The sequence below is a fragment of the Pseudomonas sp. RHF3.3-3 genome (genome assembly GCF_048069595.1).
GTDB classification, from domain to species: Bacteria; Pseudomonadota; Gammaproteobacteria; order Pseudomonadales; family Pseudomonadaceae; genus Aquipseudomonas; species Aquipseudomonas fuscovaginae_B.
Genome location: NZ_CP182250.1, coordinates 5,259,908 through 5,286,309, shown reverse-complemented (window position 1 = coordinate 5,286,309; position 26,402 = coordinate 5,259,908). Strand labels below are relative to the sequence as shown.

Below are 26,402 nucleotides of genomic sequence, written 5' to 3'. Positions count from 1 at the left end.
CGGTTCGGTCAGACGGTGACGTGCAGGCGGACGTCGACGTTGCCACGGGTGGCGTTGGAGTACGGGCAGACCTGGTGGGCTGCATCGACCAGGCTCTGTGCGTCAGCCTGTTCCAGGCCTGGCAGGCTGATGTGCAGGTCGATGTCCAGGCCGAAACCGCCAGGGATCTGGCCGATGCCGACATGGGCGGTGATCGAGGCGTCAGCCGGGATCTGCCGCTTGCTCTGGCTGGCGACGAACTTCAGGGCGCCGATGAAGCAGGCCGAGTAGCCGGCGGCGAACAGTTGCTCGGGGTTGGTGGCTGCACCACCGGCACCGCCGAGTTCCTTCGGCGTGGCGAGTTTCACGTCGAGGATGTTGTCGCTGGAAATCGCACGGCCATCACGGCCACCGGTGGCGGTTGCAACTGCGGTATAGAGAGCTTTCATGGTAGACCTCGTCATTTCAGATGATTGATTTGCGCTAAATATTTGCGCGCTAACTAAGTACAGTTCAAATGTACTGCGCAAATATTTAGCGTGCAAGATAAATTTTCAAAAAAATTGCTCGCAGGCTTTGGGGCCGTCCGGGAGCAGCGGCGCTACGAGTGAAATTGTCGCGGCAGCCGAACGCGTCGGCTTGTATGCCAGTGCTGTGTTTTGGGGGGGAGGCAGCGGTGACGGGCGGGCTCGCCACCGTGGGGGGAGTGGGCCTAGAGGCTGTCCTGCAGATGGCCGCGCAGGGCGAGCAGTTCGGCCTGCAGGGCGCGCAGGCGCTCCATGGAGCCGCCGCCGGCGGCCAGGATGCATTGCGGAATGCCCCGGGCCTTGTCGCGCAGGGCGCGGCCGGCGTCGGTCAGTTCGATGATGACCACGCGTTCATCCTCCTTGCTGCGGGTCCGGCTCAATAGCCCTTCGGCCTCGAGCCGCTTGAGCAGCGGGGTCAGCGAGCCGGGATCGGTCAGCAGCCTGTTGCTGATTTCACCTACGGTCAGGCGGTCCTGTTCCCAGAGTACGATCATCGCCAGGTATTGTGGATAAGTCAGGTTCAACGCCTGGAGCAAGGGTTTGTAGACCTTGGTCATCAACAATGAGGTGGAGTGCAGGGCAAAGCACACCTGATTGTCCAGGAGCAGGTCGTCACAGTTGTCGGTAGTGCTGTTCATCACTGAAGCCTTGTGTGTCACGTCTGTTGAATCTAGCGGGCGAATCTTTAATGCGCCAGGGAATTTTCCCCGTCAGTGCCGTCCCAGTCCGCTTTGCAGGGCCAGGTCCCAGGGCGGGATCGGGCTGAAGCGGCTTTTGAGGAACTCCAGCAGCAGGCGGCTGCGGGAGTTGGCCGGCTGATCCAGGCGCAACGCATAGATGCCGGAGGTTTCCGGCTCCGGCAGGCCGTTGTCGCAAAACAGTGGTAGCAGTTCTCCACGCAACAGGTACTCGCTGCTGAGCCAGGTCGGCAGGTGGGCCACGCCCAGGCCGCTCAGGGCGCCGGACAGCAGGGCCTCGGCGTTGTTGGAGGTCATGCGGATCCGCGACGGGCGGTGCAGTTGCATCTGGCCGTCCTGCTCGAAGCGCCAGGCCATCGGCGGCGCGAGGGCATCCCAGTCGAGGCCGTCGTGCCGGCCCAGGTCGTCGGGGCGCAGGGGCGTACCGCGTGCCTTGAGATAGGCCGGGCTGGCGCAGGCGATACGCACGATGCTGGCCAGGGGAGTGGCGACCAGGCGGGTGTCGGCCATCTGGCCGGCCCGTAGCACCAGGTCGACCTTGCCCAGGTTGGAGCCCTGCATGTCGACGAAACTGTCGATCAGGTGCAGTTGCACATCGAGCCCCGGGTATTCGACCAGGAAATCGGCGATGGCCGGGGCCAGGTGACGGCGGCCGAAGGCGGCGGGAGCGTCGATGCGGATCAGGCCTTCCGGGGCGTTGCTCAGCGATACCGCTTCGGCCCGGGCCAGGCGCAGTTCGGCGACGATCCGCCGGGCCCGTTCGGCAAACGCCAGCCCGGCGGGGGTGGCCCTTACCGCATGGGTGCTGCGGATGAACAGGCGCGAGCCGACCGAGGCTTCCAGGCTGTCGATCCGCCGGGCCACCGCCGAGGGCGTCAGCGGGTGGCGCCGCGACGCGGCGGAGAAGCTGCCGGCTTCCAGGACATCGAGAAACAGGCCGAGTTGATCGGTGAGGCTGGTAGGGTTCATGAACTTTGCCTGTGCGTAATTGGCAAAGCCATTGTGCGTTGTTGTGCGTTTCCGTGCCAGAGCCGACTGCGTAGCATGCAGTCCATTGAGCGGGGAGGTGGTTGTGATTGAGTTGATCGAGTATCTGCTGCTGGGGGTGACGATGGGGGCCGTGGGCGGCCTTTTCGGGATCGGCGGCGGCCTGATCGCGATTCCGGTGCTGGGTATCCTGTTCGGCCTGGATCAGCAGATGGCCCAGGGCACGGCCCTGGTCATGGTGGTGCCGAACGTGGTGCTGGCCTTGTACCGCTATCACCAGCGCAACCGTATCCAGTTGAAACACGCCCTGCCCCTGGTGGTGACGAGTTTCTGCTTCGCCTGGTTCGGCGCGCTGTGGGCGGTAGGCCTGGAACCGCGCAGCATGCGTCTGTGTTTTGTCGGCTTCCTGCTGGCGTTGGCGCTGTTCTACCTGGTGCGGTCGTTCATGGCGCCCTCCGCGGTATCGGCGCAGATGCGCCATCCCTGGCCGTGGCTGGCCGTGCTGGGCGCCGGTTCCGGGGCCATGGGCGGGCTGTTCGGGGTTGGCGGCGCCGTGGTGGCGACGCCGTTCCTGACCATCGTCTTCGGCACTTCACAGGTGGTGGCCCAGGGCCTGTCGCTGGCCCTGGCGCTGCCCAGCACCGGCGTGACCCTGGTGACCTACGCCGTGCACAACGAAGTGGACTGGCGCATGGGCATCCCGATGGCCGTTGGCGGCCTGCTGAGTATCAGCTGGGGCGTGAAAATGGCCTATGCCTTGCCAGAAAGGGTGTTGCGCGCGTTGTTCTGTCTCTACCTGGTGATTGGCGCGCTGCTGCTCGGCTTCAAGGCTTGAAGCCTTCGATGATGTGCTCGGCCAGGCATTCGGTGATCGGCGAGGGCTTGTTCGGGTGGCGCACCAGCATGATGTTGAGCAGGGGCAACTGCGGCAGGCCCTCGGCTTCGCCGAGAATGCGCCAGTCCTGGGGGACCAGGCTTTCCAGCTGGGCGGTCATCGCCAGCCCGACATTCACCACCGCCATGATCGTCGACAGGCTCGGGCAGTTGTAGGCCAGACGGTAGTCGCGGCCACGGGCATCGAGGGCATTGCAGGCCCATTGCGTGCAGAAGCAGGTCATGCCGTCCATCGCCAGCGGCAGCGGATTCTGCTCATGGATCGCCGCGTTCTGCGCCTCGGCCCAGACCAGGCGTTCCTGGCGCAGCAACTGGCCGACTTCGTCGCCGGGCTTGCGGGTGACGATGGTCAGGTCCAGGTCCTGGCGCAGCAGCAACTGCGTGGAGGATTCGCAGTTCACTTCGATCTGCACCAGCGGGTAGGACTGGGCGAAGCGCGACAGGATGCCCGGCAGGAAACGCATGACATAGTCATCGGGCACGCCGATCCGCACCAGCCCGACCATGTGCGGTTCGCGCAGGGTATTGAACACCTCGCTCTGCAGTTTCAGGATCCGCCGGGCGTAGCCGAGCAGGACCTGGCCTTCGGCGGTCAGGCGCATCTGCCGGCCGTCGCGTTCGAACAGCTGACGCTGCAGCACATCTTCCTCCAGCCGTTTCATCTGCATGCTCACGGCCGATTGCGTGCGATTGACCATCTCCCCGGCCTTGGTGAAACCGCCGTGTTCGGCAATCGCGACGAAGGTGCGCAGGACGTCGGTATCGATACTGGGATAGCTGGACAACTCATCAATCTCCGAGATGTGTTGCATAAGAAACATTCGTTGGATTGATCTTAGCCCCAGGCACAGACTTCAGTCATCCCCTACTGGAGGGCAGGATGATGAAAGGTCAGAAAGGTTATCTGCTGGTTGGCGCCAGTGCGCGTACGGGGCTGTCGCTGTCGGGTATATGGCAGCGTTTGGCGCGCTGGTACGAGTTGTCCCGCGAGCGCCAGATGCTGGCGTCGTTGAGCGACGATGCACTCAAGGATATCGGGCTCAGTCGTGCCGATATCGATGGGGAAACCCATCAGCACTTCTGGAACGATCCGTTGGGCAAGGGCCGCTGATGGCGAGCGGGCCGGTGCTACCCAAACAGGGGGCGACTGGAGTAGTTTGCGGGTTCACAAGGAGGCGTACATGCCCGCAGACCTGTCGTTTTCGTTGAAGCAAGCCCGTCGCCTGGCGCTGGCGGCCCAGGGATTCCAGAGCCGCCAGCGCCAGGTGACGATCCAGCCGCGGCAGGTCAATCGCCTGATCGAGCGCCTGGGTGTGGTGCAGATCGATTCGGTCAATGCACTGGTGCGTTCCCATTACCTGCCGCTGTTTTCCCGCCTGGGCAACTACCCCGCCGATCTGCTCGACCAGGCCGCCTGGAGCCAGGGGCGACGACGTACGTTGTTCGAGTACTGGGGGCATGAGGCTTCGTTGCTGCCGATGGCGTTGTATCCGTTGATGCGCTGGCGCATGGTGCGGGCTTCCCGGGGCGAGGGCATCTATCGACAGATGGCGCAGTTCGGTCGCGAACAGCAGGCCACCATTCGCCGGGTGCTGGCGCAGGTCGAGGCGCGTGGGGCGCTGGGGGCGGGCAGCCTGTCGAACCGTGAGGAAAAGGCCGGGCCCTGGTGGGACTGGAGCGCCGAGAAACACGCGCTGGAATGGCTGTTCGCCGCCGGTGAGGTCACCGTGGCCGGGCGCCGCGGTTTCGAACGGCTCTACGACCTGCCGGAGCGGGTGATCCCCAGGGCGGTGCTCGGGCAGGCACCGGTCGATGAGGCCGAGGCCCAGCGCGGGCTGCTGCGTCAGGCGGCATTGGCCCTCGGGGTGGCGACCGAAAAGGATTTGCGCGACTACTACCGGCTTGACCCGGCCGACAGCCGGGCGCGCCTGGCGGAACTGGTGGAGGCGGGCGAAGTGCAACTCTGCCAGGTACAGGGCTGGCGTCAGCCGGCGTACTGTCCGGCAGCGGTCAAGGTGCCGCGCAAGGTCGAGGCCAGCGCCTTGCTGTCACCGTTCGACTCGTTGATCTGGGAGCGCAGCCGAACCGAGCGATTGTTCGATTTCCGCTATCGGCTGGAGATCTACACGCCGCAGCACAAGCGGGTCTATGGCTATTATGTGTTGCCGTTCCTGCATGGCGAGCGGATTGCCGCGCGGGTCGATCTGCGCGCCGAACGGGTGCAGGGCCGGTTGGCCGTGCATGCGGTGCATGAAGAGGAACAGGGACTTGACGACGCGGGTATGGTGGCACTGGCGGCCAACCTGCGACAGTTGGCGGACTGGTTGGGCTTGGCGGATATCCAGCTCAATTGTCCGCGCGAGAGTGCACGGCGGTTGAGTGGGCTGCTCTGAAAGATGTGCAGTCAGGTAGATCGCATTCGCCGCGAATGCGATCTACCTGACTGCAAGACAACTCATTGGCTCAACGCCGCACCTGCTTGAGCGTCTCGGCAATCAGGAACGCCAGTTCCAGCGACTGGTCGGCATTCATCCGCGGGTCGCAGTGGGTGTGGTACCGATCCGACAATCCATCCTCGGTAATCGGCCGTGCACCACCGATGCACTCGGTGACATTCTGCCCGGTCATCTCGATGTGGATGCCGCCGGCATAGCTGCCTTCGGCCTGGTGTACCTGGAAGAACTGCTTCACTTCGCTGAGGATCTGCGCGAAGTCGCGGGTCTTGTAGCCGCTGCTGGCCTTGATGGTGTTGCCGTGCATCGGGTCGGAACTCCACAGCACGCGCTTGCCTTCGCTTTCCACCGCACGAATCAACGATGGCAGGTGCTCGCCCACCTTGTTCGCACCCATGCGCACGATCAGGTTGAGGCGCCCGGGGTCGTTGTCCGGGTTGAGGATGTCGATCAGGCGGATCAGTTCGTCGGTGTTCATGCTCGGACCGACCTTGACCCCGATCGGGTTGTTCACCCCGCGCAGGAATTCGACGTGGGCACCGTCGAGCTGGCGGGTGCGGTCGCCGATCCAGAGCATGTGCGCCGAGCAGTCGTAGTAGTCGTTGGTCAGGCTGTCACGGCGGACGAAGGCCTCCTCGTAGTTCAGCAGCAGCGCTTCGTGGGCGGTGAAGAAGCTGGTTTCGCGCAGTTGCGGTGCAGTGTCCAGGCCGCAGGCGCGCATGAAGGCCAGGGTTTCATCGATACGATCGGCCAACTGGCTGTACTTCTCGGCCAGGGCCGAGTTGGCGATGAAGTCCAGGTTCCACTTGTGCACCTGGTGCAGGTCGGCAAAGCCGCCCTGGGCGAAGGCCCGCAGCAGGTTCAGGGTGGCCGTCGACTGGTGGTAGGACTGCAGCAGGCGTTCGGGGTCCGGCGCACGGCTCTGGGCGTCGAAGCCGATGCCATTGACGATATCGCCACGGTAGGCCGGCAGGGTCACGCCATCGAGGGTTTCGTCATTGGCCGAGCGCGGCTTGGCGAACTGGCCGGCCATGCGCCCGACCTTGACCACCGGGCAGCCGGCGGCGAAGGTCATGACCACCGCCATCTGCAACAGCACCTTGAACGTGTCGCGAATCTTCGCCGCGGAGAACTCCGCGAAGCTCTCCGCACAGTCGCCGCCCTGGAGCAGGAAGGCACGGCCTTCGGTGACCTCGGCGAACTGGCGACGCAGTTCGCGGGCTTCGCCGGCAAACACCAGCGGTGGGTAACTGGCCAGGGTCTGTTCGACGCGCAGCAGATGAGCGGCGTCCGGGTATTGCGGTTGTTGCTGGATCGGCAGGGGGCGCCAGCTGTCAGGGCTCCAGGGTTGGCTCATCATGCACTCTAGTCGTTGACGGTAAGGCACCCATGGTAGCAGCAAATTAGTACGTGACCTGCTGCCGTGGCATGGCTGACAATCGCGCTTTGCCGCTCGTGGCCGAGCGGCTGATTCATCGCGCCGGCAGTGGCCGGTTGCGCCAAGGAGTTGAAATGAGTGAGGAGCGCGTCGAGCGTCTGCTGGCTGAAGTGCACGACGCCTTCGGCATGATTCGCGTGCTGGAAGTGGAGGACTACCGCTTTCTCGAATTTGGCGATGCGATCGAGCAGAGCTGCGTGTTTACCGCCGATCCCAGCTGGCTGGAATATGACTATACCCGGGCGATGCTGATCGGTGCCCTGTGCCATGAGCAGCCGGAAAGTGCGCTGTTCCTCGGGCTGGGCGCCGGGACGCTGACCCAGGCCTGCCTGAAGTTCCTGCCGCTGGAGGATGTCGAGGCTATCGAGCTGCGCCCCGACGTGCCGCGACTGGCCATCGAGTACCTGGGGCTGGATGACGATCCACGCCTCTACATTCGAGTCGGCGATGCCCTGGAACTGCTGGACACGGCGGAGCCGGCGGACCTGATCTTCGTCGACCTGTATACCGATGTCGGCCCGGGGGCGGGGCACCTGGCCTGGGTCTTCCTGGAAAACTGCCAGAAGAAGCTCAACCCCGGTGGCTGGCTGGTGATCAACCAGTGGGCCACCGATGATGGCAAACCGCTCGGCGCGGCCCTGTTGCGCGGCCTTTATCACCGGCATTACTGGGAACTGCCGGTGAAGGAGGGCAATGTCATCCTGATCATCCCGGCGGACCTGGACCAGGCGTTGGACATGGACGCGCTGATTGCCCGTGCTGACGGCCTGGCACCGCGCCTCGGCTATTCGTTGCGGCCGTTGATCAAGGACATCCGTCCGGCGAGTTGAACCCTGTCGCCATCGAACCGACGAGTGAATCGTTTAAGCCGCCAGGCACGCGGACAGTCGGCAACCCGTTGGTCGGTTATCCGCAAAGCCCGGTGCAGAGGGCCGTCAACTGGTGTTTTCCGATAAAAAAAACTCCCTTTTTTTGTCAGTTCCGGTATAGTGCGCGCCGGCCTTTAGCCGGGCCGCGTTTAGGAATGCAATTGCCCGAAGACAACTTCGGGTGCTGTTCGCCACAGCGGACGATCCTCGACGATCCTTTCATTCAATCGTTTTCGCAAATCCCCGCCGACAAAGCTGCCAGGGTGACTCTCAGAGTCTTACACGGCATGCGCAGCTTTGGAGCATGGGTCTTTGCGGATGCACTTAGAGGCAGACCCATGACCCAGGAAATCGGCGGCTTCGCCGCTCTTGAACTTCATCCCAGTATTGTCGCTGCAGTAGTCGCCACCGGCTACGAAGAGCCTTCGGCCATTCAGCAGCAGTCGATCCCGATCATCCTTGCCGGTCATGACATGATTGGTCAGGCACAAACCGGTACCGGTAAGACGGCCGCTTTCGCCCTGCCCATCCTGCACCGCATCGATCCGTCCAAGCGCGAGCCGCAAGCTCTGATCCTGGCCCCAACCCGTGAGTTGGCGCTGCAAGTTGCAACCGCTTTCGAAACCTACGCCAAGCAGATGCCTGGCGTGACTGTCGTGGCCGTCTATGGCGGTGCGCCGATGGGCCCGCAGTTGAAAGCAATCCGTAATGGCGCACAGATCGTTGTCGCCACCCCAGGCCGTCTGTGCGACCACCTGCGTCGCGACGAAAAAGTCCTGGCAACCGTGAACCACCTGGTTCTCGACGAAGCGGACGAGATGCTCAAGCTCGGCTTCATGGATGACCTGGAAGTCATCTTCAAGGCCATGCCTGAAAGCCGTCAGACCGTTCTGTTCTCGGCCACCCTGCCGCAGTCGATCCGCGCGATCGCCGAGCGTCACCTCAAGGACCCGAAACACGTCAAGATCCAGAGCAAGACCCAGACCGTCACCGCGATCGAGCAGGCTCACCTGCTGGTTCACGCCGACCAGAAGACCTCGGCCGTGCTGAGCCTGCTGGAAGTCGAGGACTTCGACGCGCTGATCATGTTCGTGCGTACCAAGCAGGCCACCCTGGACCTGGCCAGCGCCCTGGAAGCCAAGGGCTACAAGGCTGCTGCCCTGAACGGCGACATTGCCCAGAACCAGCGTGAGCGCGTGATCGACTCGCTCAAGGACGGTCGCCTGGACATCGTCGTCGCCACCGACGTGGCCGCCCGTGGCCTGGACGTACCGCGCATCACCCACGTGTTCAACGTCGACATGCCGTACGATCCGGAGTCCTACGTGCACCGTATCGGCCGTACCGGCCGTGCCGGTCGCGAAGGTCGTGCGCTGCTGCTGGTGACGCCACGTGAGCGCCGCATGCTGCAGGTGATCGAGCGTGTGACCGGGCAGAAAGTGGCTGAAGTGCGTCTGCCGGACGCCCAGGCGATTCTCGACTCGCGCATCAAGAAACTGACCAACAGCCTGGCTCCGCTGGTGACCGAGGCCGAAGCGACTCACGGCGATCTGCTCGACCGCCTGACCGCCGACATCGGTTGCAGCCCGCGCGCCCTGGCCGCGGCCCTGCTGCGCAAGGCCACCAATGGTCAGGCGCTGAACCTGGCGGCGATCGAGAAAGAGCGTCCGCTGGTGCCGAACAGCACCCCGCGTGGCGAGCGTCCGGAGCGTTCCGGCGATCGTCCCGAGCGCGAACGTCGTGCACCGATGCCACTGGCCGAAGGCCGTGCCCGTTGCCGTACCGCGCTGGGCGCGCGTGACGGTATCGCGGCGAAGAACCTGCTGGGTGCCATCCTCAATGAAGGTGGCCTGGCACGTGAAGCCATCGGTCGCATCCAGGTGCGTGACAGCTTCAGCCTGGTGGAACTGCCTGAAGAAGGCCTGGACCGCCTGCTGACCAAGCTGAAGGACACCCGGGTTGCCGGCAAGCAGCTGAAACTGCGTCGCTACCGTGAGGATTGATCGGCCCTGGGTTGATTGATCGATAAAAAAATCCCCGACCGGTTCGGGGATTTTTTTTGCCTGGTGCCAGGCGGTGCGCCTGGCTCGAGGCCTGCGGGAGCGGGGCTTGCCCGTGAACAGGATTTCGAGACTTGCTCATGACCATGAAGCCGCCCCCCCCTGCGCGGGCAGCGTCATGATACCTGCTCAGTCGAAGCGGTAGATGTCCATGCCCAGCGCGCCCAGGGTGAAGCCCTGGTGAACGATCCCCATCCGCTCGCCGGCGCCGCGGGCAAAGTACAGCGGCAGCAGGTGTTCGTCGCTGGGGTGGTTGCGCACGGCATGGGGGGCCTGGCGGCGATAGTCGTTCAGGGCGTCGTCGTCATCGGCGGCGAGCTTTTCCACCATCCAGTCGCGGAAGGCCTTGGCCCAGGGTTCGATGACCTCCGGGCCGGCGCGCCAGTTCAGCTCGCCGAGGTTATGGGTGATGCTGCCGGAGCCCACCAGCAGAATGCCCTGCTCGCGCAGGCCGCGCAGGGCCTGCCCGATGCGGGTCTGCAGGGCCGGGCCCATGTGGCTGGGCAGCGAGACCTGGACGATGGGGATATCGGCTTCGGGATACATCAGCTTCATCGGCACCCAGACGCCATGGTCGAAGGGGCGGGTGGCGTCCAGCCGCGCCGGCAGGCCCGCCTGCGTCAGCAGCCCGGCCACCTCGGCAGCCAGCTCCGGCTGGCCCGGTGCCGGGTACTGCACGGCGAACAGTTCGCGGGGGAATCCGCCGAAGTCATGCCAGGTTTCCGGGTGCGGGCTGCTGCCGACCAGCAGTCCCTGGCTTTCCCAGTGCGCCGAGACGATCACGATGGCCCTGGGTCGTGGCAGTTCGGCGGCCAGCCTGGCCAGGGCCGGGCCACTGGCGCCGGGTTCGAGGGCCAGCATGGGCGAGCCGTGGGAGATGAACAGGCTGGGGAACATGGGCAAGGTCCTGAGCGTTAAGATGGCACCATCTTCATTCAAAACATTGATCTAAATCTAATATAAGTTTTAGTGGATTCTGATCGAATTATTGGGGTTAAACATGCAGCCTGAGTTTTGGCACAAACGCTGGGAGCTCGGCCAGATCGGCTTTCATCTGGATCAGGTCAATCCCTATCTGCAGCGCTACTGGCCGGACCTGCCGTTGGAGCCGGGTGGGCGGGTGCTGGTGCCATTGTGTGGCAAGAGTCTCGATCTGGCCTGGCTGGCGGCGCAGGGATTGCGGGTGCTGGGCGTCGAGCTGTCGAGGAAGGCGGTCGAGGACTTTTTCCTGGAGCGTCAGTTGCAGCCGCGGGTGCGCGAGCAGGGCGGCTTCCGGATCTACGAGGCCGGGTCGCTGCAGCTCTGGTGCGGGGATTTCTTCGCTCTGAGCGCCGAGGACGTCGCCGACTGTGCGGCGCTCTATGACCGGGCTGCGATGATCGCCTTGCCAGCCGAGATGCGCCAACGTTATGCGAGCCACCTGACGCGGATTCTGCCCGGCGGCTGCCAGGGCCTGCTGATTACGCTGGACTACGACCAGTCGCTGCTGAACGGGCCGCCCTTCGCCGTCCTCGACGGTGAGGTGCGCAGTCTGCTGGAGCCGGCGTGGGAGGTTCAGGTGGAAGAGCAGAAGGATGTGCTCGGTGAGAGCTGGAAGTTCCTCAAGGCGGGGGTGACTCGCCTTGAGGAACGGGTGTATCGGTTGGAGAGGAACCGGATCGGCTGAGGGTACTGTGCCCTGTGGGAGCCAGCAGGCAGGCTCCCGCAAGTGGCGGTCAGCCGCGGCGACGCAGGGCGTCGATACGCTCTTCCAGCGGCGGGTGGCTCATGAACATCTTGGCCAGGCCCTGCTTCAGGCCGCCGTTGATACCGAAGGCGTTCAGCGTGTCGGGCATGTGCACCGGCAGGCCCTGTTCGGCGCGCAGGCGCTGCAGGGCGCCAATCATTGCGGCGGTACCGGCCAGGCTGGCACCGGCTTCGTCGGCACGGAATTCGCGCTTGCGCGAGAACCACATGACGATGGCGCTGGCGAGGAAGCCCAGGACCAGTTCGGCGAAGATGGTCGCCACGTAGTAGGCGATACCCTGGCCTTCTTCGTTCTTGAAGATGACCTTGTCGACGAAGTTGCCGATGATCCGCGCGAAGAACATGACGAAGGTGTTCACCACGCCCTGGACCAGTGCCAGGGTGACCATGTCGCCGTTGGCCACGTGACCGATCTCGTGGGCCAGCACGGCCTTCACTTCATCGGGCGAGAAGCGCTCCAGCAGACCCTGGCTGACCGCGACCAGCGCGTCGTTCTTGTTCCAGCCGGTGGCGAAGGCGTTCGCCTCGTAGGCCGGGAAGATGCCGACCTCCGGCATCTTGATCCCGGCTTCACGGGACAGTTGCTCGACGGTTTGCAGCAGCCATTGCTCGTGGCGGGTGCGTGGCTGGGTAATGATCTGGGTACTGGTGCTCATCTTCGCCATCCATTTGGATATGAACAGCGAGAACAGCGAACCGGCAAAACCAAAGACCGCACAGAAGATCAGCAGCTGATTGAGGTTGAGATCAACCCCATTGGCCGCCATGAACCCGTTGAAGCCGAAAAGGCTCAGGGTGATGCTGGCAATCAGCACGACCGCCAGGTTGGTAGCCAAGAACAGCAGGATGCGCATCATGGTTGAAAGTATCTCCTCATCTAAAGATGTCGCTTTATGCGGGGTATATAAGGTGCCGCTACCGCCTATTCAACCGGGTGACTATTTCAAACTGTGTCCTACAGCTCGATTGTAGAATCCTGCCGGCCATTTCCGAATCACAAAGGTCGGCGTTTTTCTTCCCGCAGCCGGTCGTAGCCCGCGGAAACTGCGTTGCAGAGCCTTTGACAGCATTGCACGGAACAGTTCGGCGAACGACGTATGTGCATACAAAAAACAGCTGATGAGAGAGGGGCCGCACGGCGACGCCACTCGGGAGTCGCCGTGGGTTGTAGGATATTACTGGCGGTAGGATTTCAGGAAGTGGCCGATGCGGCCAATGGCCTGCTCCAGGTCGTCGACCCGTGGCAGGGTGACCACCCGGAAGTGATCCGGCCATGGCCAGTTGAAGGCCGTACCCTGCACCACCAGCAGTTTTTCCGAGAGCAGCAGGTCGAGGACGAACTTCTCGTCGTTGTGGATCGGGCAGACCTTGGGGTCGATCCGCGGGAAGGCATACAGTGCGCCCATGGGCTTGACGCAGCTGACGCCGGGGATGTCGTTGAGCAGTTCCCAGGTGCGGTTGCGCTGCTCCAGCAGGCGGCCGGGTGGCAGCACCAGGTCGTTGATGCTCTGGTAGCCGCCGAGAGCGGTCTGGATCGCATGCTGGCTCGGCACGTTGGCGCACAGGCGCATGTTGGCCAGAATGTCGAGGCCTTCGATATAGCTCTGGGCATTGTGCTTGGGACCGGAGATGGCGATCCAGCCGGAGCGGAAGCCGGCGACCCGGTAGGACTTGGACAGGCCGTTGAAGGTCAGGCACAGCAGGTCCGGTGCCAGCGAGGCGGTGCAGACGTGCACGGCGTCGTCGTAGAGAATCTTGTCGTAGATCTCGTCGGAAAACACCACGAGGTTGTGCTGGCGGGCCAGTTCGAGCATGCCCAGCAGGACTTCCTTCGAATACACCGCGCCGGTCGGGTTGTTCGGGTTGATGATCACCATGGCCCTGGTGTTGGGGGTGATCTTGGCCTTGATGTCGGCCAGGTCAGGCCACCAGTTGGCCTGCTCGTCGCACAGGTAATGCACCGCCTTGCCGCCGGACAGGCTGACCGCGGCGGTCCACAGCGGATAGTCCGGTGCCGGGACCAGCACTTCGTCGCCGTTGTTGAGCAGGGCCTGCATCGACATCACGATCAGCTCGGAAACGCCGTTGCCCAGGTAGATGTCCTCGATACCGACACCTTCGACCTGCTTCTGCTGGTAGTACTGCATCACCGCCTTGCGCGCGCTGAAAAGACCCTTGGAATCGCTGTAGCCCTGGGCGGTCGGCAGGTTGCGGATCACATCCTGGAGGATTTCGTCCGGCGCTTCGAAACCAAAGGGCGCCGGGTTGCCGATGTTCAGCTTGAGGATGCGATGGCCTTCCTCTTCCAGGCGTTTGGCGTGCTTGAGCACCGGGCCGCGAATGTCATAGCAGACGTTGGCGAGCTTGTTCGATTTGCTGACCTGCATGGTGATGTGATCCCGATAATGGACGATCCAGGCGACCCGCTGGGGTCGCTGTGGCAATACTGCGTTTGCGGCGCGTCCCGTGGCCCCTTGCCGCCGCTGCGGAAAATCCGATTTGAATGCGGTTCAAGCGGGTGCCAGACTGGCGTTCAACGAGGCGCAATCATACGTGCCACCCGATCCGTGGAAAAGGTACAGATCGGGGTTTTATCTGCCGCCGAGGTGCAATGATGGAAAAGCTGGAGAAAACCCTGGACGAATGGCGCGCCATGCTCGATCCGGAGCAGTACAACGTCTGTCGCCTGAAAGGCACGGAGCGGCCGTTTTCGGGGAAATACAATGGCACCAAGACCGATGGTGTCTATCATTGCATCTGCTGCAATGAGCCGCTGTTCGATTCGAAGGCCAAGTTCGATTCCGGTTGTGGCTGGCCGAGCTTCTACGAGCCGATCGCCGACAGTGCGATGATCGAGATCCGTGACACCAGTCACGGCATGATCCGTACCGAAGTGGTCTGTGCGCGCTGCGATGCGCATCTGGGGCATGTGTTCCCCGATGGCCCGCCGCCGACCGGCCTGCGTTACTGCATCAACTCGGTGTGCCTGGACCTGGTGCCACGGGTTCAGGGCTGAAGGTGAGGACGGTCCCGGGCCTGGTGGGGGAGTTGCCGCAGGCCTGGTGCTATCCGGCAAGAATATGACCCTATATAAACTTGAGCAATTGAATTGTGTGCAATTAAATTGCTCGCTATCTTGATCGGCATTCAATGGAGGAACCGTCATGAGCGCAAACCTGCTGAACATCCCGTGCACCACTATCAAGGGCGAGCAGAAGACTCTCGCCGACTTCGCCGGCAAGGCCCTGTTGGTGGTCAACACCGCCAGCAAGTGCGGTTTCACCCCGCAGTACAAGGGGCTCGAAGCGCTCTGGCAGCACTACAAGGACCAGGGGCTGGTGGTCCTCGGTTTTCCCTGCAACCAGTTCGGCAAGCAGGAGCCGGGCAACGAAGCGGCGATTTCCGAATTCTGCGAGCTGAACTATGGCGTCAGCTTCCCGCTGTTCAAGAAGATCGAGGTCAATGGTGCCGGGGCACACCCGCTGTTCGTGCAACTGAAGAAGGACGCTCCCGGGTTGCTGGGCTCCGAGCGCATCAAGTGGAACTTCACCAAGTTCCTGATCAGCCGCGATGGCAAGGTGGTCAAGCGTTTTGCCCCGCTGACCAAGCCCGATGACATGGTCCGCGAGATCGAAGACCTGCTCGAGCATGAATGATCTGCCCGCCGATTCGCTGCGGCTCGACCGCCAGCTGTGCTTCAAGCTCTATGCGGCGTCGCGGGCGGTGATCCGTGGCTACAAGCCGATGCTCGACCGCTTGGGACTGACTTATCCACAGTACCTGGCGATGCTGGTGCTGTGGGAGTGGCACGACAGTGCGCCGCAGCAGCCCACGGTCAAGGCGCTGGGCGAAAGGCTGCTGCTCGATTCGGGGACGCTGACGCCGTTGCTCAAGCGCCTGGAGCAGATGGAACTGGTACAGCGCCGGCGCTCGCCCGATGACGAGCGCGAGGTGCACCTGAGCCTGACCCCGGCCGGTTGGGCACTGCGCGAGCAGGTTGCGCCGCTCAAGGCGCAACTGCTCTGTGACAGCGGTATCGATCTGGCTCGGCTCGATCAACTGCGCGACGGTCTGGACCAGTTGCTGGCGTACGTCAGGTGATCTGCGGCGCGACCCAGAGTTCGAGCAACGCCATCAGTTCCTCGCGGCGGAACGGCTTGGCCAGGTAGTCGTTCATGCCCGCTGCCCGGCAGCGTTCGCGCTCCTCGGGCATGGCGTTGGCGGTCAGGGCCACGATCGGCAGGTTCGGCCAGCGTCCGCTGCGGCGGATCTGCCGACTGGCCTCGTAGCCATCCATGACCGGCATGTTGCAATCCATCAGCACCATGTCGAAATCCTGCTGCTCCAGCTGGCTCAGCGCTTCGCCACCATGGGCCGCCACGGTCACCTCGCAGCCCAGCTTGCCGAGCATGCCCTTGGCGACCAGTTGGTTGACCGGGTTGTCCTCGACCAACAGGATCCGGCCGCGCCGCTGGGGCGGGCTGTCCTGGGCCTGGACCGATTGAGCCTCGGGGTCATCCACTTGCAGGGTGCGCTGCAGGATCTGGTACAGCGCATTCCGCGCCAGGGGGCGTGCCTGTTGTTGCAGGGGAGCCAGGGCGCTGGCCTCCTCGGTGGGCATGAAGTTGCCGTAGGCGGTCACCAGCAGGATCGGTGCGGTGATGGCCGGTCGCAGGCCGAACAGGCATTCGGGGCAGTCGGTGATCAGCAGGTCGATCTGCAGGCCGGCCAGGCTGTCGTCGATCCCGTAGCGCTTGTATTGCAGGCCCCAGGCCGGCAACTGGTTGTCGAGCAGTTCGCTCAGGCCGCTGCCTGCGGAACTGACCGCGATGATCCGGCCGTTGAGCGGCTTCGGCGGGGCGGCGGGGGTGTGGCAGGGCAGCGGCAGTTCGGCGCAGAACTGGCTGCCGAAGCCGACTTCGGAACTGATGGTCAGGCGGCCCTTCATCGCTTCGCAAAGGTTGTAGGTCAGGGCCAGGCCGAGCCCGGTACCGCCGTACTGGCGAGTGATGCCGGCGCCGGCCTGGGTGAATGGCTGGAAGATCTTCGCCTGGGCTTCCTGGGCGATGCCGATACCGGTGTCGCAGACTTCGATCCGCACGCCGTCGTCGCGGGCCGTCAGGCGTACGTCGACGCGACCGAAGCGGGTGAACTTCAGGGCGTTGGACAGCAGGTTGCTGACGATCTGCCGAACCCGGGTCGGGTCGCCCAGCACCAGGGCGGGGAACTGCGGCTCGATCAGGCAGGCCAGCTCGACGCTGGGGGCGGCATTCTGCGAGAGCAGGTTGGCGGTATCCTCGATCAGTGCGCCGAGATCGAAGGGGATCCGTTCCAGCTCCAGTTGCCCGGCGTCGAACTTCGACAGGTCGAGGATATCGTTGAGCAGTTCCACCAGGACCTTTCCCGAGTCGTGGGCAATCGACAGTTGCTGGCGTTGCTCGGCATTCAGCGAGCTGTCGAGCGACAGCGCGATCATGCCGAGCAGGCCGTTCAACGGCGTACGGATTTCATGGCTCATGTTGGCCAGGAAGGCCGAGCGTGCCTGGGCCATGTTCAGCGCCGTACTGCGGGCCACTTCCAGCTCCTGGTTGGACTGGCTCAGGCGGGCGTTGATCGCCTTGAGTTCGGTGGTCCGGGCCGAGACGATGTTTTCCAGTTGCCCGAGGTAGTCGGTCAGGCGGTTTTCGGCGTTGCGCCGCTGCTGGATCTCGGTGGCCATGATGTCGAACTGCTGGTTGGCAACCTTGACCAGTACACCGATCTCGTCCTTTTCATGGCCGGGTGGAAACTCCAGTCGCGCTTGCCGGGGGGCTCCCGGCTGGGTGCTGGCCAGCGCATCGATGACCCTGACCAGGGGCTTGGTCAGCATCACGTAGAACAGTGCCAGGAGGATGCCGGTCAGGATCAGGCCATGGATCAACCCGTTGAGCAGGCTGATTTCGGCGCGTTTGAGGAAACGGATGCCGAAGGTATAGGTGTCGACATCCAGGTGCAGGACGCCGAGGGATTCGTTCGGCAGGTGGTCGAGGAACAGGCGGTCCTCGAACTGCCGGTCGGCGCCGAAGAGAAAGTCGCTGATCGCCCGGTAGCGGCCATCCTGGCGGGGCCGCTCGACGCTGGCCAGCACCGCATTGTTGTTGTCGGTCAGTTTTGCCCGCAGCACCGCTGGCGAGTGCAGCAGCCCCAGCGCCAGTTCCTGGGCCAGTTCGGCATCGATGTTGTAGGCGATCCGTGAGGCGGGATTGTGGCTGATTTCCAGCAGCGAAAGGATTTCACGATTGATGGAGGCGTTTTCGCTGGCATAATCGAGACCGATCTGCAGCAGGCTGAGCAGCGTCCCCAGAATGAACCCGACCACCACGGTCGATCGGGCTTGCTTGTAGGACAAGCGCTGGGTGAATTTTATATCCATGGGATGATGTACCACATTCGTTTCCCTTCGCCGGGCAAGCATAGCTGATCCTTCGATAGCACCGGCAGACAAGTGGTGGCGCCCTGATCGGGTGTTTGCCGAGACAGCCTGCTTGATTTTCAAGCGCCCTGTGGCGCCGACGCGACATCATGAGTGTGAACTTGCCCGAGGAAAAGTCGTGGATGCTCGATTGAATGCCTTTCTGGAGCGCGCCGACGCGTTCCTTTCCCGTCTGGAACCGCTGTTGCCCGCCACCCGCCAGGTGATCGACTGGGATCGTTGCCTGGCGGCCCGCTGGCAGCGCGAAGGTCGCACGGGGTTTCTGTTGCCGCTCGAGGTCAGCCTGGACATGCGCCTGTCCGACCTGATCGGCGTCGACAAGCAGCGTGAACAACTGGCCCGCAATACCCGGCAGTTCATCGACGGCCTGCCGGCCAACCATGCCCTGCTCTGGGGTTCGCGTGGCACCGGCAAGTCGTCGCTGGTGCGGGCCCTGCTGGCCGAACATGCCGGTGCCGGCCTGCGCCTGATCGAGATCGAGCGCGACCACCTGGCGGATCTGCCGCGGGTGGTGGAGCAACTGACCAGGCTGCCGCAGCGTTTCGTGCTGTTCTGCGACGATCTTTCGTTCGAGTCCGGCGAGGGTGACTACCGGGTGCTCAAGAGCGTGCTCGATGGTTCGCTGGAGCAGGCTCCGGACAACGTGTTGCTGTACGCCACGTCGAACCGCCGGCACCTGGTGCCGGAGAAGGAGAGTGACAACGAGAACTGGAAACGCGTCGATGGCGAGCTGCACCCGAGCGAAGCGGTGGAGGACAAGATCGCCCTTTCCGATCGGTTCGGCTTGTGGCTGTCGTTCTATCCGTTCACCCAGGAGCACTACCTCAGCGTGGTCGAGCACTGGATCGGCGAGTTGGCGCGCAAGGCCGGCCTTGCGTGGCAGCGTGATGACGAACTGGATGTTCTGGCGGTACGCTGGGCCACCGGGCGGGGTAACCGCAACGGTCGCTGCGCCTATCAGTTTGCGCGGTATTGGGTTGGATTGAAGTTGTTGGAGCAGGCACCATGATTGATTTGCAAAAGGCTGGCGCAGGGTTGGACGGCTACGGGCTGCTCTGTGCGCAGTTGGAGTCGCTGTTGGCGGACGAGCGCGATTTCATCGCCAACTCGGCGCAGTTCTCGGCGTTTCTGTTCAACCAGTTGGAGGATCTGAACTGGGCCGGTTTCTACCTCAACCGCGACGGCGAGCTGGTGCTCGGCCCGTTCCAGGGACAGATCGCCTGTGTTCGCATTCCCTTCGGGCGTGGGGTCTGCGGTGCGGCGGCGGCCAGCCGGCAGACCCAGCGGGTGGAGGACGTGCATGCGTTCCCCGGGCATATCGCCTGTGACAGCGCCTCGAACAGTGAACTGGTGGTGCCACTGGTCAAGGAGGGCCGTCTGATCGGCGTGCTCGATCTCGACAGTCCACGCCTGGCCCGCTTCACCGTCGAAGACCAGGCGGGCATCGAGCAACTGGCGGCGATCTTCCTCCGCCTGACCGACTGCTGACGCGGCCTCAGGCCTTCAGACCGGCCTTGGCCAGCAGCCCCGGTACGTCGATCGCATCGATCTGCTGGGGCTGCAGATAGCTGTTGGCATATTGCAGGTAGATCTCCTCCTGCATGAACAGCTCGAACAATTGTGGGTCGATATGGGCATCGCGGCACATCGCGGCCATGATGTTCAGCGCCTCGCTCAGCGACTTGGCCTTCTTGTAGGGCCGGTCGGCGGCGGTCAGTGCCTCGAAGATATCGGCGATCGCCATCATCCGCGCCGGCAGGCTCATCTGCTCGCGCCTCAGGCGTTTCGGGTAACCGGTCCCGTCCATCTTCTCGTGATGACCGCCGGCGATTTCCGCGACCATCGACAGATGGCCGGGGAAGGGCAGGCGGCTGAGCATGATGATGGTCTGCACCATGTGATCGTTGATGATGTAGCGCTCTTCGCGGGTCAGGGTGCCGCGGGTGATGCTCAGGTTGTACAGCTCGCCGCGGTTGAACTTGCAGGGCGGGACATCGAGCTGGAAGCCCCAGGGATTGTCGGCCGGCATCCGTTCGCTGTCGCTGCGTTCGAACAGGTGCTCGGGCTTGTCGGCCAGCAGGTACTCGGTGACGGGCAGGGTGGGTGCCGGGGTGCGTTCCTGGCGCCGGTGTTCTTCCCAGGACACGCCGAGACGATCATCCAGGGTGCGGCTCCAGGTGTGCTGGGCAATCTTGCGCAGCCGCTCCAGGTCGGCCTCGGCCATGGCCTCGCTGCCCAGGTTGCACTGGGCGACAAAGGCGAAATCGTCGTCCAGTGCGCTCAGGCGGGCGTCCCGTGAAACGGCAAGCGCCTGCTCCTCGGCAGCGGTGGTGGCGCGGGTCTGCCAATAGTCGATCCAGACATCACGCTTGAGCACTTCGAAACGCGTACGTACTTCGTGGATGCGATCGTGGAGGGTCTCCAGCTTGGTCGCCTTGTCGACCACATATTCCGGCGTCGTGACCTTGCCGCAATCATGCAGCCAGGCCGCCACATGCAGGGCCTCCCACTCGTCCTCCGAAGGGTTGTAGTCACGGAACGCCGGCTGCTCGCTGGCGGCCGCGGCCCTGGCCAGCATCTGGGTGAGCACCGGTACGCGCTGGCAATGGCCGCCGGTATAGGGGCTCTTGGCGTCGATGGCGCCTGCCAGCAGCTGGATGAACGCATCGAGCAGTTGCTTCTGCCTGACCTGCAGGTGCTGGCTCTCGATGCACGCCGCTGCCGTGCCGGACACCGCGCTGATGAAGGCGATGCGGTCGGGCTTGAGGTTTTCCAGGTCGGCTTCGGTGCCGCTGTCGGGCAGCAGCAGCGCCAGGACCCCCACGGTTTCGCCATGGCGGTTGTGCAGGCGGATGCCGATCAGGTGAATGCGCGGCGTTTCCAGGGCGATCATCACCCGTTGCAAGTCATCGGCCTGCTCGAAACCGAGGGTGCTGACCGTGCTGTTGTGGCTGTCGAGCCGGCTCAGCCAGTCCGCGCGTCGGCTGTCCGTGGCGGCGTCGCTGCGGATGTCGAACTGCTGCGGGGGGTGCTGGATACCGTCGATGATCAGCGCCTGGGGCTCCAGTCGGCGGTTCTCGCCGTTGACCAGATAGAGCAGGCCCGCCCGGGCCTGGCCGATCTTTATGGTTTCGTTGAGTACCAGTTGCAGCAACTGCTCGAAGCGGGTTTCCGCCGACAGGCTGGCGGATATCTCGAAGAAGCTGGCCAGGGTCCCTTTCATGCGGCTCATCGATACGGTCAACTGGTCGACTTCCAGTACCGGCGAGTTCGGGGTGGCCGGGTAGTTGAAGTTGAAGCTGCGGATCGCATCGGCTTCGCGCACCAGCGCATGCAGCGGCTTGACCAGGATCCTGGAGGTCAGCCAGCCCAGCGGCAGGCAGAGCAGCAGCGTCGCCAGGGTCAGCAGCGCGCCTTGCCAGCGCAGCCGGTAGGCATCGGCCAGCAATTGATCCTCCGGTACCAGCAGGGCCAGGTGCAGCCCGGTCGGGCCGCCTTCGGCGAGATTGCTGCGGGCGACGATCCACTGCCGATCGCGGGTGCGCATGTGGCGGCCGGACGGGTTGGCCGGGTCCATGAACTGTTGCAGTGCCGGGCTCAACTCGCGGACCGGCGTCAGTCGATCGCCGCCCTGGGCGGTCAGCTTGCCGTAGTCGGGGTAGGCCACCGCATTGCCCTGGTCGTCGAACAGGACGATCTCGGTATCGGGGGTGACCTTGTGTTTGCCCAGGGTGGCCGACAGGTCCTCCAGGGTCAGGTCGGCGGCCACCACCACCGTCGGGGAACTGCGTCGGGCCAGTGTGGTACCGATATTGTGGGTCGAGAAGAATACATAGGGTTCGGTGGTGATCTGGCCAGTGCCGCCCAGGGCGGTGTCGAACCAGGCGCGGCTGCGTGGGTCGTAGATCTCCTCGGGGTTTTCCTGGCGGCTGATCAGGTTCAGGTTGGCATCGTAGAACAGCGATTGCGACTGCAGGCTGCCCTTGCCGGCATTGCGCTCGATGCTCCAGACCTGGAAGGCCGCGTTCTCCGGCCCCTTGACGTAGGCCCGCAGCGCCGGGTCGCGCAGCGGTCGGACCATGAAGAAGTCACCGTCGGTATAGCCCAGGTACAGCGAGGCGAGGTTGGGGTTGTCGTTGAGTGCCTGGGTAAAGGGCCGCAGCAGGGCCAGGCGTTCTGCCAGGGTGGTGGCCGAGTTGCAGGGGTCGATGGCCAGCAGGCTTAGCAGGTGGCGAATCGGCTGGTAGGTGTGCTGCAGGTCCAGCTGGACATCTTCCTGGATCTTGCCGAAGAGTTTTTCGCTGCTGGAGAGGATGATGCGGGTGGTGTGCTGGTAATTGAAGATCCCCAACAGGGTGCCGGTCAGCAACAGCAGGCAGGTGAACAGGATGCTGATGTGGATGTGCAGGGGGAACCGGCGCTGCTGGACGGGCATCGAACTGGGCATCGCAGCTATCTCCTTGGTGATGCGGTGCACTGCTCAGCAGCCAGGGGCAGTCAATGGTTCGCCGAAAAGGCTGGCGGTCGCATTTTCCGTATGGCCCTGCCTGAGGTGGGGCTGCGCAGGGAAGTGCCCAGCCCAGGCTGTTTTACTCCATTTCGGGGGGATTTGTCTGGTGGCCGGCGTCATCCTGCGTGGATTTTTTTTTATCCAGTTCGCCAAGGTACTTCCGGAGGGCCTCTTCCAGTGTCGCCAGGGTCCGGACGACTGCCTCGCGGGTACTTTCGATCGTGCTCGCCGGGGCGTTCCGTTCGCCGGCGGCTTCCAGGCTTTCGCACTGCTCGACCAGCGTGGCGGCCTGAATGATGCGGGCCGCGCCCTTGATCTTGTGCGCCAGGTCGATGAAGGCCGTCATGCCGTGCCCCAATGGCAATCCCTGCAATTCCTGCCGGTCGGCCTGGCAACTGCTGAGCAATTCGTCCAGCAGCCGGCGTATCAGTTGCGGCTCGCCACCGGTCAGGGCGTTCAGGCCTTCGATGCTGAACGGTGGGTTGAAGGGCACGGCACGCAGGTCGGCCAGTTTCCTGCTCAGCGCGGTCAGGCTGATCGGCTTGAACAGACAGTCGTCCATTCCGGCCTGCAGGCAGCGGCTGCGTTCTTCCGGCTGGGCATTGGCGGTGAAACCGAACACCGTGCAACGCGGGCGCGCCAGTGCCGTTTCATGGTCGCGCAGTTGGCGGGTCAGGTCATAGCCGTTCATGACCGGCATGTTGCAATCGACGATCACCAGGTCGAAGTGTCCGTCTTTCCAGATCTGCAGGCCGCTGGCGCCGTTCTGCGCGGTGCTGTAGCGATGACCGAGGTAACCCAGTTGCTGGCACATCAGCAGGCGGTTGGCGGGATGGTCGTCGACCACCAGTACATTCAGTTCATGCAGGGCCGGGGGCAGCTCCGTCTCGCGCTCGATCGGCCCTTGCAGCGGTTCCAGGCTGTCCAGTTCAAGGGTCACGGTCACCTGGGTGCCCTGGCCGGGAACGCTGGCAAGGGTCAGTGTTCCTCCCATCATTTCGCAGAGGCTGCGGCAGATCACCAGCCCCAGCCCGGCACCACTGCGGGCCAGTTGGCCGGAGTTGTCGGCCTGGGCGAAGGGTTGGAACAGGCGTTCCTGGTCGGCCTGGCTGATGCCGATACCGGTGTCTTCGACCCGCAGTCGCACCGTTACCCGTTGCGCCACTTCGGTGGGCTGGATGGCCAGGTCGATGCTGATCCGGCCCTGCTCGGTGAACTTGATGGCGTTGCTGACCAGGTTGGACAGAATCTGTCTGAAGCGCAGCGGGTCGACCAGCACATCGCAGGGCTGCTCCCGGAGCGTTTCCTTCATGACCAGGCTCAGGCTTTTCTGGCGCGCCAGGCCATCGAAGACGCGGACCACCGATTCCGCCAGCTCCTCCAGGTTGACCCGTTCGGGGGACAGGCTGAGGCGGCCGGACTCGATGCGGGCGATGTCGAGAATATCGCCGATCAGTTCCAGCAGGTCCTTGGCCGAGTTGTACGCGACCTCGATGGCCGGGCGATCCAGATGCCCCTGGTCGGCGCGCTTCAGGGTCAGTTCCAGCATGCCGATCACGGCGTTCATCGGCGTGCGGATCTCATGGCTCATGGTCGCCAGGAAGGTGCTCTTGGCCCGGTTGGCGTCATCGGCCTGTTCCTTGGCACTGCGCAGGTCCTCGAGCAGTTGGCGTCGTTCGCTGACGTCGATCCAGCCGCCGATGATGCCCTGCACCTCACCCAGTGAGTTCCGGTAGGGCAGTATCCAGTGATAGATGGTCAGCTCACGGCCCCTGATATGCAGTGTGCGGTCGCAGATCAGCGGCGTGCCGTCCTCGATCACCCGCAGGTAGTCGGCCTGGTATTCGCTGGCCTCCTGTTCGTTGCCGAGGGCGCGTGCACCTTCCAGCGCGCTTTTGCCGACCAGGTCTTCCAGCTTCGCCGAGAAGGCTTCCAGGTAGCTGTCGTTGCAGGTCTGCAGCAGGCCCTGGCGGTCGCGCACGTAGATCGGGTGAGGAGTGCCGTTGACCAGCGCACGCATGAATTCGAACTGGTCGCTCAATGCCCGTTCCGCCAACTGGCGCTGCCTGATCTGCCTTCGCATGTAGGCATTCCAGGTCAGCGATAGCAGCAACAGCACACTGGCACCGACGATGATCTGGATGATCAGGCGGTGATAGTTGCGCCAGTAGCTGTCGGAGGCCGGGGTGTAGCCGCGCCAGCGGCTGTTGACGATACCCAGTTCGTCCGGGGCGATGCTCAGCAGGGCCTTGTCGAGGATCGAACCGAGTTCGGTGGCGCCGCGGGCGGTGGCCAGGGCGAAGACCGCCTGCTGGGTACCGATGGTGGCGCTGATCTGCAGGCGGTCGTCGAATATCTGCGAGGCGATCAGGTAGTTGGCGATCACCAGCGAGCCGACCGCACCCTCCACCTGGCCCTGGGCGAGCAGTTCGGCCGCCTTGAGGCCGTCGTCGGTCTCCACCAGGCGGATCCCCGGGAATTCGCGGCGCAGGTAGTCGATCAGTGCATTGCCGCGGGTGATTGCCAGGCGCTTGTTCTCCATCTGCTCGAGATTGATCGGGCTGTCCTTGCCTTTCGCGGTGAGCAGGACGAAGGAGTTCTCCATGTAGGGACGGCTGAAATGCAGCAGCTCTTCCCGGGCATTGGTCGGGCTGATGGCCGCGATCACATCGGCCTTGCCGCTGCCGATTCGGCCGATCATGTCATCCACGCTGCGTGCCCGCTGGATTTCGAAACGCAGGCCGGTACGCAGGCGGATCAGTTCCAGCAGGTCGGCCGTCACCCCGCGAAAGTTGCCGTCGGCGTCGAAGAAGGTGATCGGCGCCAGGGCCTCGTTGACTACCACGCGCACCAGCGGATTGGCCTTGAGCCACTGCTCTTCGCGAGGGCTCAGTTGCAGCTTGTGATCGGTCAGCAGGATATCGCTGCCGGCACTCCAGCGTTGCGCGATGCTCTCGCGCTCACCGGTGGGGATGGCCCTGAGAATGCTGTTGACGATACCCAACAGCAACGGTTCGTCGCCGCGCACGGCAAAACTGAAACCGTAGGCTTCATGTTTGCCGAAATTGGCCATTTTCACGTTGCGCAGGTAGCCCTTGTTGATCAGGTAGTGGGTCGAGATGGTGTCGCCCAGGAACACATCGGCCTGGTCGAAGGCGACGGCGTTGATGGCATTGAGGTAGGAGGGATAGAACTGGATGATCGCCTCGGGATACTGCGCCTTTATCTCGTCCAGTGGCAGGTAGTGATAGACCATGCTCAGGCGCATGCCGGCCAGACCGTCGGTGAGCGAGCGGGTTTCGCCCTCGCGGGTGACCAGTACCGGCTGGTCGACGGCATAGGGAATCGATAGCGCGATGTTCTTGTTGACGGCCTCGAAGCCGTTGGCGCTCCCCAGCAGATCGATCTGTCCGTTCTCGAGGGCCTGGATGGCTTGCTCCCGGCTGGCGAAGCTGTGCACCTTGACCGGCAGGCCAAGTGCGCCGGAAAGAATCCCCGCGTAGTCCGCCGTGATGCCTTCGTAGTCACGCCCGCTGGCGGTGATGTCGAACGGTGGATAGTCCGGGGAGGAGGTGCCCAGTACCAGCACGCGCCTGTCCTGTATCCAGCGGCGCTGTTCCTTGTCGAGCTGCACCTCCATGTGTCCAGCATTCGAACGGCTGAGCAGGGCGAAGTGGGTCACATCGCCGGGTATTGCATGCGCTGACAGACACAGGAGCATTCCCGTGATGATTGTCAGATAATCCTTCAAGCGCGTGGGCATCCGTCT

General features: G+C 63.6%; 21 protein-coding genes and 1 pseudogene. 11 read left to right on the top strand and 11 right to left on the bottom strand.

The features are described from left to right. Positions 1-8 precede the first annotated feature (8 nt). From ACMGT0_RS22945 to ACMGT0_RS22935, 3 genes are all read right to left on the bottom strand, one after another. Positions 9-428: an organic hydroperoxide resistance protein gene (locus tag ACMGT0_RS22945; RefSeq protein WP_054059751.1), complete on the bottom strand. Its 420-nt coding sequence runs from the start codon at positions 426-428 to the stop codon at positions 9-11. Between the two features lie 263 nt (positions 429-691). Beyond that, the gene (locus ACMGT0_RS22940) at positions 692-1,144 is read right to left on the bottom strand and encodes a MarR family winged helix-turn-helix transcriptional regulator (RefSeq protein WP_054059750.1); all 453 of its coding nucleotides are present in this window, start codon (positions 1,142-1,144) and stop codon (positions 692-694) included. 72 nt (positions 1,145-1,216) lie between these two features. Then, positions 1,217-2,173: a LysR substrate-binding domain-containing protein gene (locus tag ACMGT0_RS22935; RefSeq protein ID WP_416769914.1), complete on the bottom strand. Its 957-nt coding sequence runs from the start codon at positions 2,171-2,173 to the stop codon at positions 1,217-1,219. A 103-nt stretch (positions 2,174-2,276) separates the two neighbouring features. Between ACMGT0_RS22935 and ACMGT0_RS22930 the strand changes: the two genes are divergently transcribed. Then, positions 2,277-3,026: a sulfite exporter TauE/SafE family protein gene (locus ACMGT0_RS22930; protein ID WP_054060773.1), complete on the top strand. Its 750-nt coding sequence runs from the start codon at positions 2,277-2,279 to the stop codon at positions 3,024-3,026. Here the strand turns inward: ACMGT0_RS22930 and ACMGT0_RS22925 are convergent. After that, entirely contained in the window at positions 3,016-3,870 is an 855-nt protein-coding gene (locus ACMGT0_RS22925) for a LysR family transcriptional regulator (protein ID WP_192842793.1), read from the bottom strand. The two genes, ACMGT0_RS22930 and ACMGT0_RS22925, sit on opposite strands and share 11 nt — an antisense overlap. A 95-nt stretch (positions 3,871-3,965) precedes the next feature. On the opposite strand from ACMGT0_RS22925, the gene ACMGT0_RS22920 reads away from it, so the two are divergent. Both ACMGT0_RS22920 and ACMGT0_RS22915 read left to right on the top strand, forming a co-directional pair. Beyond that, positions 3,966-4,196, top strand: a complete 231-nt coding sequence (locus ACMGT0_RS22920) for a DUF1127 domain-containing protein (RefSeq protein WP_416769911.1) — start codon at positions 3,966-3,968, stop codon at positions 4,194-4,196. A 70-nt stretch (positions 4,197-4,266) separates the two neighbouring features. Beyond that, the gene (locus ACMGT0_RS22915; RefSeq protein WP_416769909.1) at positions 4,267-5,478 is read left to right on the top strand and encodes a winged helix-turn-helix domain-containing protein; all 1,212 of its coding nucleotides are present in this window, start codon (positions 4,267-4,269) and stop codon (positions 5,476-5,478) included. Between the two features lie 70 nt (positions 5,479-5,548). On the opposite strand, the gene ACMGT0_RS22910 is transcribed toward ACMGT0_RS22915, so the two are convergent. Then, positions 5,549-6,895 (bottom strand): class II 3-deoxy-7-phosphoheptulonate synthase, encoded by a 1,347-nt coding sequence (locus ACMGT0_RS22910; protein WP_054060770.1) that lies wholly within the window; start codon positions 6,893-6,895, stop codon positions 5,549-5,551. A 155-nt stretch (positions 6,896-7,050) separates the two neighbouring features. Between ACMGT0_RS22910 and ACMGT0_RS22905 the strand changes: the two genes are divergently transcribed. Next, complete coding sequence (locus ACMGT0_RS22905; RefSeq protein ID WP_054060769.1) at positions 7,051-7,806, top strand: spermidine synthase; 756 nt, start codon at positions 7,051-7,053, stop codon at positions 7,804-7,806. A gap of 343 nt (positions 7,807-8,149) precedes the next feature. Beyond that, a pseudogene (locus ACMGT0_RS22900) lies at positions 8,150-9,848 on the top strand (DEAD/DEAH box helicase). A 186-nt stretch (positions 9,849-10,034) separates the two neighbouring features. Here the strand turns inward: ACMGT0_RS22900 and ACMGT0_RS22895 are convergent. After that, complete coding sequence (locus ACMGT0_RS22895; protein ID WP_273825485.1) at positions 10,035-10,802, bottom strand: DODA-type extradiol aromatic ring-opening family dioxygenase; 768 nt, start codon at positions 10,800-10,802, stop codon at positions 10,035-10,037. Between the two features lie 103 nt (positions 10,803-10,905). On the opposite strand from ACMGT0_RS22895, the gene ACMGT0_RS22890 reads away from it, so the two are divergent. Beyond that, entirely contained in the window at positions 10,906-11,571 is a 666-nt protein-coding gene (locus ACMGT0_RS22890; protein WP_054058829.1) for a thiopurine S-methyltransferase, read from the top strand. 49 nt (positions 11,572-11,620) lie between these two features. Here ACMGT0_RS22890 and htpX read toward each other — a convergent pair whose 3' ends face one another. Both htpX and ACMGT0_RS22880 read right to left on the bottom strand, forming a co-directional pair. Further along, positions 11,621-12,508 (bottom strand): protease HtpX, encoded by an 888-nt coding sequence (gene htpX / locus ACMGT0_RS22885; RefSeq protein ID WP_054058828.1) that lies wholly within the window; start codon positions 12,506-12,508, stop codon positions 11,621-11,623. Between the two features lie 318 nt (positions 12,509-12,826). Continuing rightward, positions 12,827-14,038, bottom strand: a complete 1,212-nt coding sequence (locus ACMGT0_RS22880) for a pyridoxal phosphate-dependent aminotransferase (RefSeq protein WP_017905666.1) — start codon at positions 14,036-14,038, stop codon at positions 12,827-12,829. Positions 14,039-14,265: 227 nt separating this feature from the next. Between ACMGT0_RS22880 and msrB the strand changes: the two genes are divergently transcribed. From msrB to ACMGT0_RS22865, 3 genes are all read left to right on the top strand, one after another. Next, positions 14,266-14,667, top strand: coding sequence for a peptide-methionine (R)-S-oxide reductase MsrB (gene msrB, locus ACMGT0_RS22875; RefSeq protein ID WP_054058831.1), 402 nt, complete (start codon positions 14,266-14,268; stop codon positions 14,665-14,667). A gap of 148 nt (positions 14,668-14,815) precedes the next feature. Next, on the top strand, positions 14,816-15,307 hold the full coding sequence (locus ACMGT0_RS22870; protein WP_054058827.1) for a glutathione peroxidase: 492 nt from the start codon (positions 14,816-14,818) through the stop codon (positions 15,305-15,307). Continuing rightward, positions 15,300-15,752, top strand: a complete 453-nt coding sequence (locus ACMGT0_RS22865; protein WP_054058826.1) for a MarR family winged helix-turn-helix transcriptional regulator — start codon at positions 15,300-15,302, stop codon at positions 15,750-15,752. The genes ACMGT0_RS22870 and ACMGT0_RS22865 overlap by 8 nt, the downstream gene beginning before the upstream one ends. Here the strand turns inward: ACMGT0_RS22865 and ACMGT0_RS22860 are convergent. Beyond that, positions 15,745-18,063 (bottom strand): response regulator, encoded by a 2,319-nt coding sequence (locus ACMGT0_RS22860; RefSeq protein ID WP_416769904.1) that lies wholly within the window; start codon positions 18,061-18,063, stop codon positions 15,745-15,747. The two genes, ACMGT0_RS22865 and ACMGT0_RS22860, sit on opposite strands and share 8 nt — an antisense overlap. A gap of 178 nt (positions 18,064-18,241) precedes the next feature. Here ACMGT0_RS22860 and ACMGT0_RS22855 point away from each other — a divergent pair, with 178 nt between their 5' ends. After that, positions 18,242-19,132: an ATP-binding protein gene (locus ACMGT0_RS22855; protein WP_054058824.1), complete on the top strand. Its 891-nt coding sequence runs from the start codon at positions 18,242-18,244 to the stop codon at positions 19,130-19,132. After that, positions 19,129-19,611 (top strand): GAF domain-containing protein, encoded by a 483-nt coding sequence (locus tag ACMGT0_RS22850; protein WP_054058823.1) that lies wholly within the window; start codon positions 19,129-19,131, stop codon positions 19,609-19,611. Before ACMGT0_RS22855 ends, ACMGT0_RS22850 begins: the two co-directional genes overlap by 4 nt. Positions 19,612-19,618: 7 nt before the next feature. Here ACMGT0_RS22850 and ACMGT0_RS22845 read toward each other — a convergent pair whose 3' ends face one another. Beyond that, positions 19,619-22,570: an HD domain-containing phosphohydrolase gene (locus ACMGT0_RS22845; RefSeq protein WP_416769902.1), complete on the bottom strand. Its 2,952-nt coding sequence runs from the start codon at positions 22,568-22,570 to the stop codon at positions 19,619-19,621. A gap of 142 nt (positions 22,571-22,712) precedes the next feature. Continuing rightward, a complete protein-coding gene (locus ACMGT0_RS22840; RefSeq protein WP_416769900.1) occupies positions 22,713-26,396 on the bottom strand; it encodes a transporter substrate-binding domain-containing protein in 3,684 nt (1,227 codons plus the stop codon). Positions 26,397-26,402 lie beyond the last annotated feature (6 nt).